The 12,416-nt window shown below is 62.9% G+C and carries 12 protein-coding genes; 7 read left to right on the top strand and 5 right to left on the bottom strand.

Annotated features, from left to right (window positions below):
- Nucleotides 1-17: 17 nt before the first annotated feature.
- Nucleotides 18-809 carry an inositol monophosphatase family protein gene (locus WNE31_RS16640; RefSeq protein WP_349981080.1) on the bottom strand — a complete coding sequence of 264 codons (792 nt, stop codon included), beginning with the start codon at nt 807-809 and terminating at the stop codon, nt 18-20.
- A gap of 161 nt (nt 810-970) precedes the next feature.
- Here WNE31_RS16640 and WNE31_RS16635 point away from each other — a divergent pair, with 161 nt between their 5' ends.
- Complete coding sequence (locus WNE31_RS16635) at nt 971-2,008, top strand: NADP-dependent oxidoreductase (protein ID WP_349981079.1); 1,038 nt, start codon at nt 971-973, stop codon at nt 2,006-2,008.
- Nucleotides 2,009-2,035: 27 nt separating this feature from the next.
- On the opposite strand, the gene WNE31_RS16630 is transcribed toward WNE31_RS16635, so the two are convergent.
- The gene (locus tag WNE31_RS16630; protein ID WP_349981095.1) at nt 2,036-2,941 is read right to left on the bottom strand and encodes a LysR family transcriptional regulator; all 906 of its coding nucleotides are present in this window, start codon (nt 2,939-2,941) and stop codon (nt 2,036-2,038) included.
- Between the two features lie 97 nt (nt 2,942-3,038).
- Between WNE31_RS16630 and metF the strand changes: the two genes are divergently transcribed.
- The 5 genes from metF (at nt 3,039) to WNE31_RS16605 (ending at nt 7,432) form a co-directional block, all read left to right on the top strand.
- On the top strand, nt 3,039-3,905 hold the full coding sequence (gene metF, locus WNE31_RS16625) for a methylenetetrahydrofolate reductase [NAD(P)H] (protein ID WP_349981078.1): 867 nt from the start codon (nt 3,039-3,041) through the stop codon (nt 3,903-3,905).
- A gap of 72 nt (nt 3,906-3,977) precedes the next feature.
- Nucleotides 3,978-4,472, top strand: coding sequence for a PaaI family thioesterase (locus WNE31_RS16620; protein ID WP_349981077.1), 495 nt, complete (start codon nt 3,978-3,980; stop codon nt 4,470-4,472).
- Between the two features lie 75 nt (nt 4,473-4,547).
- Nucleotides 4,548-5,456 (top strand): carbohydrate kinase family protein, encoded by a 909-nt coding sequence (locus WNE31_RS16615; RefSeq protein WP_349981076.1) that lies wholly within the window; start codon nt 4,548-4,550, stop codon nt 5,454-5,456.
- On the top strand, nt 5,453-5,890 hold the full coding sequence (dtd, locus tag WNE31_RS16610; RefSeq protein ID WP_349981075.1) for a D-aminoacyl-tRNA deacylase: 438 nt from the start codon (nt 5,453-5,455) through the stop codon (nt 5,888-5,890). The genes WNE31_RS16615 and dtd overlap by 4 nt, the downstream gene beginning before the upstream one ends.
- A 111-nt stretch (nt 5,891-6,001) precedes the next feature.
- Entirely contained in the window at nt 6,002-7,432 is a 1,431-nt protein-coding gene (locus WNE31_RS16605) for an aldehyde dehydrogenase family protein (protein WP_349981074.1), read from the top strand.
- Between the two features lie 12 nt (nt 7,433-7,444).
- On the opposite strand, the gene WNE31_RS16600 is transcribed toward WNE31_RS16605, so the two are convergent.
- Nucleotides 7,445-7,963, bottom strand: a complete 519-nt coding sequence (locus WNE31_RS16600; protein WP_349981073.1) for an alkylphosphonate utilization protein — start codon at nt 7,961-7,963, stop codon at nt 7,445-7,447.
- A gap of 118 nt (nt 7,964-8,081) precedes the next feature.
- On the opposite strand from WNE31_RS16600, the gene WNE31_RS16595 reads away from it, so the two are divergent.
- Nucleotides 8,082-9,200 (top strand): glycerate kinase type-2 family protein, encoded by a 1,119-nt coding sequence (locus WNE31_RS16595; RefSeq protein WP_349981072.1) that lies wholly within the window; start codon nt 8,082-8,084, stop codon nt 9,198-9,200.
- Between the two features lie 15 nt (nt 9,201-9,215).
- Here the strand turns inward: WNE31_RS16595 and glpK are convergent, their stop codons facing one another.
- Entirely contained in the window at nt 9,216-10,700 is a 1,485-nt protein-coding gene (gene glpK / locus WNE31_RS16590; protein ID WP_349981071.1) for a glycerol kinase GlpK, read from the bottom strand.
- A gap of 60 nt (nt 10,701-10,760) precedes the next feature.
- The gene (gene glpD / locus WNE31_RS16585; protein ID WP_349981070.1) at nt 10,761-12,311 is read right to left on the bottom strand and encodes a glycerol-3-phosphate dehydrogenase; all 1,551 of its coding nucleotides are present in this window, start codon (nt 12,309-12,311) and stop codon (nt 10,761-10,763) included.
- Between the last annotated feature and the right edge of the window lie 105 nt (nt 12,312-12,416).

Below are 12,416 nucleotides of genomic sequence, written 5' to 3'. Positions count from 1 at the left end.
AACGCCCCTTAGCCCCGTTACCGGTTGCGGATCACCTTGGCGAACTGGTCAAAGATCGGCTCGTTGGCGCAGATCACTTCACCATCCTCCAGGATATGCCCTTCCGGATTCAGCGGCTGGACGAACCCGCCCGCCTCTTTCACGATGACGATCCCGGCGGCCATGTCCCATGCGTTCAGACGACGCTCCCAGAAGCCTTCGTAACGTCCGGCAGCCACGTAAGCCATATCCAGTGCAGCCGACCCCATGCGCCGCACACCGGCGGTCGCGGGCAACAGGCGGCCCAAGTCTTTCAGGGTTGCCGGCAGGTCCGAACGCCCGCCAAAGGGCAGACCCGTGGCAAAGATCGATTCAATCATGCGGCCCCGACCCGACACGCGCAGACGTTTGCTGTCGTTCAGCCACGCGCCTTCGCCTTTTTCGGCCCAGAACAGTTCGTCCTTGGCTGCGTCATAGATCACGCCCGAGACGATCTCGCCCTTGTGTTCCAGCGCGATCGAAATCGCCCAGTGCGGCAGTCCATGCAGAAAGTTGGTGGTGCCATCCAGCGGATCGACGATCCAGCGGCGGGTCGGATCCTTGCCCGGCTCTTCACCGCCCTCTTCGGCCAGCCAGCCATAGGTGGGGCGCGCTTCCATCAACTCGGTCTTGAGGATTTCTTCCGCCCGCAGGTCGGCGCGGCTCACGAAGTCGCCCGCACCTTTCATCGAAACCTGCAGGTTCTCGACTTCCTGGAAGTCCTTGACCAAAGACCGGCCCGCCTTGCGCGCGGCCTTGATCATGATGTTCAGATTTGCGCTGCCCGGCATGGCATGGCTCCTTGCATATGTCAGGCCGCGCGTATACGCCGCAAAACCCCGTTTGCCAAGGCCCCAAGACCCGCCCCAACGTCACAAGCAGGGAAAGGGTGCAGGTTCTTGCCAAATGACCGGCTTTGACCGCAGGCTAACGGCAACCGAGGGAGGAACTCATGACAACACTGAAACGGATCGTACTGGCCAGCCGTCCGGACGGCACGCCCACCGAAGACAATTTTCGGCTGGAAGAGGTGGCAATGCCTGCACCCGCCGAGGGTGAGGTTCTGGTCAGGGTCGAATACATGTCGCTTGACCCCTACATGCGCGGGCGGATGGACGATACGAAATCCTATGCCGCGCCGGTGCCGGTCGGGGGCACCATGGAAGGTGGCGGCGTGGGCGAGGTGATTGCCAGCAATAGCGATATTCTGGCCGTCGGCGACAAGGTGTTCGGCATGCTGGGCTGGGCCAGCCACGCGATCCAACCCGCCAAGATGCTGCGCAAGCTTGACCCGTCCCATGGCCCCCTGACCGCCGCTCTGGGCGTACTGGGGATGCCGGGTTTCACCGGCTGGTACGGATTGACGGAACTGGGCCGTCCCAAGGCGGGAGAAACCCTTGTGGTGGCTGCGGCCACGGGGCCCGTGGGATCGATGGTCGGACAGCTTGCCAAACAGGCGGGGCTGCGCACTGTCGGCATCGCAGGCGGGCCGGAAAAATGCGCCATGGCCACCGAAACCTTCGGATTTGACGCCTGCCTCGATCACCGCGCCTATGACAGCGCCCGCAACCTGCGCGCCGCGTTGAAAGAGGTCTGCCCTGACGGGATCGACATCTATTACGAAAATGTCGGCGGCAAGGTGCTGGAAGCCGTGATGCCCCTGATGAACCCGCACGGCCGCATCCCGGTCTGCGGCATGATCAGCTGGTACAATGCCGGGGGCCTTGGCGCCGGGGCCACCAGCGAAACCCTGACCGCGCCTGCCCTCTGGCGCAATATTCTCGTGAAATTCCTGTCGGTAAACGGCTTCATTATCTCGAACCATTTCGACCGATATCCGGAGTTCCTGACCAACGTGGCGCCCCTGGTTGCCAAAGGCGAGATCGCCTTTGTTGAAGATATCGCCGAAGGACTGGAAAACGCACCGGCGGCGTTCCTGTCGATGCTGCGCGGGGGCAACAAGGGCAAGCAGATCGTCAAGGTCAGTTAAACCCTGCCGCGCATCTCTCGCACGCCGTCAGTTGTCCTGCAGGCGGCGTGCCTCTTCCCCTGCAAGGCGGATCAGGTCGCGCATATAGGGTTTTTCAAGATCTTCTTCGCGGGTCGCCGCGAACAATTGGCGTGTGATGCCGTCCTCTGTCAGCGGGCGGGTCACATAGTCAGACGAATACTTGACCTCGCGCACCACCCAATCCGGCAGAACCGAAATCCCCCTGTTCGATGCCACCAACAGAAGGATCACGGCGGTCAGTTCCGCCTGCCGCACGGCGGCGGGTTCGACCTTGGCCGGTGTCAGAAGTTGCGAGAAAATATCCAGCCGCGCCCGATCCACCGGATAGGTGATCAGGGTTTCACCCCGAAAATCCTCGGCGTCGACAAACGGTTTCTGCGCCAGCGGATGCTGCGACGAGGCCACGAAAACGGGAGCGTAATCAAACAGGTGGGAAAAGGCGACGCCGGGAAGGTTCTCGGGGTCCGAGGACACCACCAGATCGACCTCTTCCTTCTGCAATGCGGGCATCGCGTCAAATGCCAACCCGGGGCGGATATCGACATCCACATCGGGCCAGAGCTTGCGGAACTTTTCAAGCACGGGGAATAGCCATTCGAAACAGGCGTGACATTCAATTGCGATATGCAACCGCCCCGAACTGCCATCGCGCAGCCCGTTGAACTCGGCCTCCAGCGCCTCGATCTCGGGCAGAACTTTGTTGGCCAGCCGCAACAGGCGCATCCCCGCCGCCGACAGTTTCATCGGTTTCGAGCGGCGCACGAACAATTCCACCCCGGCCTGTTCTTCCAGACCCTTGATCTGATGGCTCAGCGCCGACTGGGTGATGTTCAATTGTTCGGCGGCCCGTGCCAGCCCGCCCGCTTCGTGAATGGCCCGCACAGTGCGCAGGTGGCGGAACTCGATATGCATCTTCATGTCAAACTCATGTTGATCTTGAGGATTATGAATTTGCCTTCAAATGCCATGGCTGTAAGTTGAGTGCAACCTCAAGATAGGACCCGAGAACATGACTGCGCCTACAATTTCTTTCGAATTCTTCCCGCCGCAAAATCTCGAAGCGTCGTTCCGCCTCTGGGACACGGTTCAGACGCTTGCGCCGATGGATCCGCGCTTTGTCTCGGTAACCTACGGGGCCGGCGGCACCACCCGTGACCTGACGCGCGATGCCGTGGCCACCCTGCACAAATCCAGTGGCCTGAACGTCGCCGCACACCTGACCTGCGTCGACGCGACCAAATCCGAAACGCTGGCCATCGCCGAGGATTTCGCCCGCGCCGGCGTGACCGAAATCGTCGCCCTGCGCGGGGATCCGCCCAAAGGCACGGACGGGTTCGCTCCCCACCCGGACGGGTTTGCAAACTCGGTCGAACTGATCGAGGCGCTGGCGGCAACGGGCAAATTCACCATTCGTGTCGGAGCCTATCCCGACAAGCACCCCGAAGCGGCGAACGCCCGGGCCGATATCGACTGGCTCAAGCGCAAGATCGACGCGGGCGCGTCCGAGGCGATCACCCAGTTCTTCTTCGAGGCCGAAACCTTCCTGCGCTTCCGCGACAACTGTGCCAAGGCGGGGATCGACGCGCCCATCATTCCCGGCATTCTGCCGATCGAGAACTGGAAAGGCGCGCGCAACTTTGCCAAACGCTGCGGCACCGAGATCCCGGCGTGGCTGGATGATGCCTTCGCCAAGGCCGAACGCGACGACCGGACCGATCTTCTGGCCACCGCGATCTGCACCGAGCTGTGCTCGGATCTGATGGACGAAGGCGTGGACGCGCTGCATTTCTATACGCTGAACCGCCCCGAACTGACCCGCGATGTGTGCCATGCCCTCGGGATCACGCCGCGCGTCGCGCTCGAGAACGTGGCGTAATTTGTTCGCACGGTTGCAAGACCGTGCGCCATGCGGCCTCTTGTAGAGGAGGAGAACAGGAGGCCGCCCCCGATGCAACGCAGATTCTTTGCCCAATCCCCGTCCGAGTTGCCACAACTGCCCGACGTCCTGAAGATGACGGGTCTCGAACTGATGCAGGGCATCGTGAACGGCGACATTGCCGGTCCGCCCATCGGCGAAACGCTGGGCTTCTGGCCGGTCGAGGCGGTGGATGGCAAGGTCGTTTTCGAGGGCACGCCGGAATTCAAAACCCTGAACCCGCTCGGGACGGTGCATGGCGGCTGGTACGGCACCGTTCTGGACAGTTGCATGGCCTGTGCCGTGCAGACCAAGCTCAAGGCAGGGCAGATTTACACCACGCTGGAATTCAAGGTGAACATCATCCGCCCGATACCGATTGGCACCACGGTGCACGCCGTCGGCACGGTGCATCATGCGGGCCGTTCCACCGGGATTGCCGATGGCGAGATCATCGGCGTTGAAGACGGACGCCTTTACGCCACCGGATCGACCACCTGCATCATCATGAACGGGCCGAAAGCCTGACCCAATGCCCCCCGCAGGAATGCCGGTTGTCATTTCGCGACAGGTCGCGCAGTGTCACCGGACGGGAACCAAGGGGTGAAACGGACCATGATCCTCTGCTGCGGCGAAGCGGTAATCGACCTTATTGAAAACGAGGCCGGACAGGTCACGCCGGTCACCGGCGGGGCAGCCGTGAACACCGCCATTGCGCTCGCTCGGCTGGGCCAGAGCGCAGGGTTTTTCGGGGGCCTCTCCTTGGACGCTTATGGTCAGAAAATTCGCACCGCACTGGATGCTGAAGGCGTTGATGTTTCGCACGCCCCCACATTCGACGCGCCGACCACGCAGGCGCTGGTGCATCTTAAGGACGGTGCGCCCCAGTTCGAATTTCGCGACGAAAACAGCGCAGGCCGCGCACTTTCGGTTCTGAACCTGCCGCCGCTTGACGGGGTTACGGCCCTTGTGCTCGGCGGACTCAGCCTGATCCACCGCCCGGCGGCAGGCGTGTTCGAAACGCTGATGCAGATGGCGGCCGAAACGCGGCTGACCCTGCTGGATGCCAATATCCGTCCCGCCCTGATCGGCGCGGAAGGGGACAGTTACCGCCAGCGCCTCGACCGCATGATGCGCATCGCTGATATCCTCAAATTCTCGGACGAGGACATCGCGTGGCTGCGTCCCGACCCGCCCGAGCAATACCTGATGGGCCGGGCGTCACTGGTCATCCACACCCACGGGGCCGATGGCGCCACGATCCACAGCCGCCACGGCGCCCAACACCTGCCCACCGCCCCCGTCAAGCCCCGCGATACGGTTGGCGCGGGCGATACGTTCAACGCGGGCCTGCTTGCCGATCTGGCCGATCAGAACCTTCTCGCCCCCGCCGCCCTTGCCCGTGCCGACCATGGCGCGCTGTTGCGGGCCGCGGCTTATGGCCTGCGCGCGGCCACCTATTCCGTCACCCGCACCGGCGCCAATCCCCCCACAAAAAAGGACCTGCAATGAAAGCTATTTTGCAACGTGTCACAGAAGCCAGCGTCACTGTCGACGGCAAGATCGTCGGTGAAATCGGCGCGGGCCTTCTTGTCCTTGTCTGTGCCATGCAGGGCGATACAGAGGCACAGGCCGACAAGCTTGCCGCGAAGGTCGCCAAGATGCGCATCTTTCAGGACGACGCGGGAAAGATGAACCGCTCGGTCGTCGATATCGGGGGCAGCGTTCTGGTGGTTTCGCAATTCACGCTGGCCGCCGACACGCGCAGCGGCAACCGCCCCGGCTTTTCCACGGCGGCACCGCCGGCCGACGGCGAACGCCTCTACACCTATTTTGCCGATCAACTGGCCGGCCTGGGCCTGCCGGTCGCGCGGGGCCGGTTCGGGGCGGATATGAAGGTCCGGCTGTTGAACGACGGCCCTGTCACCATCCCGATCGAGGTCTGACCCCCCGCCGACCTACCCATTGGCCACACAGTTTTGCTTGCGCCGACTCATCCCTTTGCGGCTAGGATGGCCGCACCCGCGAGACCCTGACACTTTGAAAAGGTGCACACGATGACCTATGCCCACACCGACGTATTTTACATTAACGGCGCATGGGTGGCCCCGCAGGCCCCGGCCAGCATCGACGTGATCAACCCCGCCACCGAACAACCCTTTGCCACACTCGCCATGGGCAGTGCATCGGACGTAGACACCGCAGTCGCCGCAGCCAAGGCCGCCCTTCCCGCGTGGTCGCAAACTTCGCGCGAAGACCGGCTTGCCCTGATCACGCGCATTCTCGAAATCTACAAACGCCGTTACGAAGAGTTCGCCCTTGCCATCTCGACCGAGATGGGCGCCCCGATCTGTTTTTCCCGCGACGAACAGGCAGCTGTCGGGGTGAGCCATCTCGAGGCCGTTGCGGACGCGCTGAAAGAGATCAGGTTCGAGGAGACACTGTCCAACGGAGACACGCTGATGCGCGGGCCGGTGGGCGTCTGCGGTCTGATCACGCCGTGGAACTGGCCGATCAACCAAATCGTGCTCAAGGTCATTCCCGCGCTCGCGGCGGGCTGCACTATGGTGTTGAAACCCTCGGAACTGACCCCCCTCTCGGCGATCCTCTATACCGAGGTGCTGGACGAGGCCGGGGTGCCGCCCGGTGTGTTTAACATGGTCCATGGTGAAGGCCCCATTGTCGGCGCCGCCCTGTCGCGCCACCCGGATGTTGCGATGATGTCCTTTACCGGCTCGACACGGGGCGGTGTCGCCGTGACACAGGACAGCGCACCCTTCGTGAAAAAGATCGCGCTGGAACTCGGGGGCAAATCCCCCAACCTGATCTTTGCCGATGCCGATCTTGAAACCGCCGTGACCGGCGGCGTGCAGTTCTGCATGGGCAATACCGGCCAGAGCTGCGATGCCCCGACCCGGATGCTGGTCGAGCGGTCGGTCTATGACCGAGCGGTCGAAATTGCCGCCCGCGCCTGCAACGCCGTGACCGTGGGCGCGCCGGATGTCGAAGGTGACCATATCGGCCCCCTGACCAGCCAGATGCAATTCGACAAGGTGCAGGCCATGATCCGAATGGCGATGGATGAAGGCGCACGTCTTGTGGCGGGCGGTCCGGGGCGCCCCGAGGGGTTCGAGACAGGATATTATACCCGCCCCACTGTTTTTGCCGATGTCACCAACGACATGCGCATCGCCCGTGAAGAGGTGTTCGGCCCGGTGTTGGTCATGATCCCCTTCGACACCGAGGAAGAGGCGATCGCCCTTGCCAACGACACCGACTATGGGCTGTCCTCCTATCTGTCGTCCGGTGATCCCGCGCGCATCCGCCGTGTCGCCTTGCGGCTTGAGGCAGGCAACGTGAACGTCAATGGCGGATACATCGCTGCGGGCAGCCCCTTTGGTGGCTACAAACAGTCCGGCATCGGCCGCGAAGGCGGCCTTTTGGGACTTGAGGAATTCCTGGAAACCAAGGCGATTTCGGCTTATTGACCGCCGCGTACCCTAGCTCTTCTTGACGAACTTCGTCAGGATCACGATCCTCTGGCCCTCGACCCGACCCTCGATCTGGTCGGGATTATCTTGCACAAGGGAAATTCCCCGCACCGAAGTGCCGCGCTTGGCCGTGAACCCCGCGCCCTTGACCGGCAGGTCCTTGATCAGGACAACGGTATCGCCTTGGGCCAAAACCGTTCCGTTGCTGTCGCGATGCGCGACCGCATCCGGATCGGCCAGCCCCGCCTTGGCCCAGGCCAAAACCTCGGGTTCCAGATAGGCAATATCCAGAAGATCACGCGCCCAGGGGGCCATGGTCAGCCCTTGCAACAGACGATAGGCCACCACCTGCACCGCGGGATCTGTGCTCCAGATCGCGTCATGCAGGCATTGCCAGTGCGGCCCATCCTGAACCGGCCCGTCCACCCCTGCCTGACAGGTCTGGCACAGGGCGATCTCGGCGCGTTCGGGCGCCACGACATAGGGGATGGCGGCAGGTGCGGCGCACAGGGCACAAGGCTGGGACATGGTGTTCTCCTGAAATTGCCTGCCCCTTATGAACCGCGCGTGCGGAGCCGTCCACCCGCGTTGCCTTCCCGAGGAATTTGCGACACTGTCTGCGCAACGTACGCAAAGGACATCGCCCATGCTGGATGAAACGGCCAAATCCCATATCGAAGATATCTGGTGGGCCGGTGTGCACGCGGTGCGCGGGGCCGAGTCGGTTGCGCGGGCGCTGACAGAACAGCAGGTCGCGCGCCCTGACCAGATTATCGCCGTGGGCAAGGCCGCCGCCTCGATGGCCGAGGCCGCGCTGTCCCGGTTTCCGGGCACCCCCACGCTGGTCGTGACCAAATACGGCCATGGCGCGCCTCTGCCCGCCCCCGCCCGCACGGTCGAGGCGGCCCATCCGGTGCCCGATCAAAACACCCTCATCGCGGGGCACGAGGTATTTCACACCGTGCGCAGGATGCCCGAGGGCAGCCACCTGCTGATGCTTGTGTCCGGCGGCGCCTCCTCGTTGGCCGAACTGCCCGTCGAGGGCATGACACTGGCCGGGCTTATGAAAGCCAACACCGACATGCTGGCGCAGGGGCTGGACATCCACGCCATGAACGCCCGCCGCAAGGATCTCTCGCAGATCAAAGGCGGCAAACTTCTGGCGCAGTTCCGGGGCGAGTTGGTCACGACCCTCGCGATTTCCGATGTCGAAGGCGACGCCCTTTCGGTGATCGGCTCGGGCATCGGCGACGCGCCCGAGTTTTACCGTTTCAGCTTTGATCCTTTCATCGTCGCCTCGAACGCCTTCGCCCGCCATGCCTGCGCCCGCGCGGCCACGGCACTCGGATTGAATGTACTGACCGACAGCGAAACGCTTTATGCCAATGTCTATGACCTTGCCCGCGACATCGGGCAAAAGCTGCGCCATGCGCCGCCAGGAGTGCATATCTGGGGCGGAGAGCCGACAATCAAACTGCCCCCCGACCCCGGTCAGGGCGGGCGTAATCAGGCGCTTGCCCTTGCGCTTGCACGCGAAATCTCGGGCATGATCGGTCTTACGGTGCTGGTGGCTGGCACCGATGGCACCGACGGACCGACAGATGCCGCGGGCGGGATCATCAGCGGTGCAACATGGAGTGAAGAGGCTGACCGGTTCCTGCGGCAAGCCGATGCAGGACGTTACCTTGAACAGGGTGGCAACCTGTTCAAATCCGGACCGACCGGCACCAATGTGATGGACCTTCTGATCGCGCTCAAAACCTGATCCGCGCCCGGTGACTCAGAACGCCAGGGTCGCGGCAACCGCGCGCTTCCACGCGGCGTAACGCGCCTCGCGCTGGTCGTCCGTCATGCAGGGCTCGAAGCGCCGTTCCTGTGCCCAGGTGGCGGCAAATTCCTGCATCCCCGGATAGATGCCGGCCTTCATACCCGCCAGCCACGCCGCCCCCGTGGCCGTGCTTTCCAACACGGCGGGGCGGTCCACCGGGGCTGCCAGGATGTCGGACAGGAACTGCATGGTCCAGTCGCTTGCCGTCATGCCACCATCCACCCGCAACACGGTGTCGCCGGCATCCCCCATATCGGCCTGCATGGCCTCGATCAGGTCCCGTGTCTGGAACCCGACACTTTCCAAAGCCGCGCGCGCCAGTTCGGCAGGCCCCGAATTGCGCGTCAGCCCAAAAATCGCACCCCGGCTTTCCGGCGACCAATAGGGCGCGCCCAACCCCGTGAAGGCGGGGACAAGGATCACTTCCTGTGTAGCATCAGCTTTGCCCGCCAAAGTCATGGTTTCATGTGCATTTTCAATGATGCCGATCCCGTCGCGCAACCACTGCACCACAGCGCCTGCAACAAAGATCGCCCCTTCCAGCGCATAGGTCGGCTTGCCATCGAACTGATAGGCAATCGTGGTCAGCAACCGGTTGGACGAGGTCACCGCAACATCGCCGGTGTTCAAGAGGGCGAAACACCCTGTGCCATAGGTTGATTTCATCATGCCCGGTTCGAAACAGGCTTGTCCGATCGTAGCCGCCTGCTGATCGCCCGCCACGCCCAGAATGGGGATTTCGCCGCCCAGCAGGTCCGCGTCGGTTGTGCCGAATTCTGCTGCACAATCATATACCTGCGGCAACATCTTGATGGGCACACCCAGCATCTCGCACATGTCGGGGCTCCAGTCGCCCTTGTGAATGTCATATAGTAGCGTGCGCGAGGCATTGGTGGCATCGGTGGCATGCACCCGTCCTCCGGTCAGCTTCCAGATGAGAAAACTCTCAACGGTACCAAACAACAAATCGCCCGCCTCGGCCCGTGCACGCGCGCCGTCGACATTGTCCATAATCCAGCGCAGTTTCGTGCCCGAGAAATAGGGATCCAGCAACAGGCCCGTGGTCTGGGTCACGTTCGCTTCATGGCCTTGTGCCTTGAGATCACGACAGAATTCAGCCGTGCGCCGGTCCTGCCATACAATGGCGTTGTGCACCGGCTTGCCAGTCTGCCGGTCCCAGACCAGCGTGGTTTCCCGCTGGTTGGTGATGCCGATCCCCGCAATGTCGGCCGCACTCACCCCCGCCTTGGCCATTGCATCGCGGCAGGTTGCCAGTGTGGTCGACCAGAGATCCTCTGGATCATGCTCGACCCATCCCGAGGCCGGGAAATGCTGGGGAAATTCCTGCTGCGCAATCGCCACCACCTTCAAGGCGTCGTCAAACAGGATGGCGCGGGACGATGTCGTGCCCTGATCTATGGAAAGGATATAAGTCATCTCGGGATCCGTTGGCGAACAATACCCCAGCAGCATGCCCCGAAATGCCGACCGCGCCAATCAGTTTTGCGCTTGGAACCAGTCCTCTACGGTGCGGCGTTGATCTTGACCCATATGCAAGCCCAGCTTCGAGCGACGCCACAGCGCATCTTCGGCAGAGCGCGCAAATTCCCTGTCACGCATCCAGCGCAGTTCGGCCTCGGTCAGGGTGGCGCCGAAGTCCTGACCAAGATCGGCCCTCTCCCGCGCCCCTGACAGGATGTGCCACGCATCGCGGCCATATTGCCGGATCAGGCGCGCGGCCCAGTCTTCGGACAGGAACGGGAACCGCAGCTGCAGATCCACTTCAAGCGCCGGTTTCTCGTGTACCTTGAAATCCCCGCCGGGCAAGGGCACGCCGGCCGTCCATGCCCGGCCCGCATCGGGAAAGAACGGTGCAAGTTTGGCCAGCGCGCCTTCGGCCAGACGGCGATAGGTGGTGATCTTGCCGCCAAAGACATTCAACAGCGGCGGTCCTTCCGCATCCAGTGTCAGCACATAATCCCGCGTCGCCGCCGTGGCCGAACTGGCCCCGTCATCATAAAGCGGCCGCACCCCGGAATAGGTCCAGACCACATCTTCGGCCCCAAGCGGCGCCGCCAGATAGCGGTTCGCAAAGGCCAGCAGGTAATCCCGCTCTTCCGCGCTGCAGACGGGGGCGGCATCTGCCGCCTCGTGGGGCACGTCTGTAGTGCCAATCAGCGTGAAATCCTGCTCATAGGGGATCAGGAAAATGATCCGCCCGTCCGGCCCCTGCAGGAAATAGGCGCGGTCGTGGTCGGCAATGCGAGGCACGATGATATGGCTGCCCCGCACCAGCACTACGCCTTCACGGCTTTTGGTCGACAGCACGCCCTTGACCACATCGCCCACCCAAGGCCCCGCCGCATTGACCAGCGCACGGGCGGTGACGGTGCGCTCACCTTTGTCGTTGCGCAGGGTGATCTGCCACAGATCCCCTGCCCGCTCGGCCTGGATCACCTCGTGTCCGACCAGCACATGCGTCCCCCGCGCCGCTGCATCGCGTGCATTCAGCACGACGAGGCGCGCATCATCGACCCAGCAATCGGAGTATTCGAACGCCTTGGTCAGGTGTGGCTGCAACGGCTTGCCAGCCGGATCACTGCGCAAGTCCCGCATACACGTGCCCGGCAGAATCTTGCGCCCGCCCATGTGGTCATAAAGGAACAGCCCCGCCCGGATCAGCCAGTCGGGCCGCCGCCCCCGCAACCACGGCATGGTCCAGCGCAGCAGGCGCGAGGTGGGAGTATCACCTTCAAACCGCATCTCGGAATGCAGCGGCAGGACAAACCGCATCGGCCAGCTGATATGCGGCATCGCCCTTAACAGAACCTCGCGTTCAATCAGGCTCTCGCGGACGAGGCGAAACTTGAAATATTCGAGATACCGCAACCCGCCATGGAACAGCTTGGTCGACCCCGATGAGGTGGCCGAGGCCAGATCGCCCTTTTCGGCCAGCATAACGGACAGGCCCCGCCCTGCCGCATCGCGCGCGATACCGGTGCCGTTCACACCGCCCCCGATGATAAAAAGATCAACTGCGTCCGTCATGACCCCTGCCCTGCGCTGTCAGGAAAAGAGCTAGCGCCCCGCGCGGCGGAATGAAAGCCGGAACAGAAAAACGGACGGCAGGTCACCCTGCCATCCGTCCAGATT

The organism is Shimia fortis, from assembly GCF_040225985.1.
In the GTDB taxonomy this organism is placed as follows: domain Bacteria; phylum Pseudomonadota; class Alphaproteobacteria; order Rhodobacterales; family Rhodobacteraceae; genus Shimia.
Note: the sequence above shows the minus strand (reverse complement) of the source record. Positions and strands in the feature narration are given on the sequence as shown.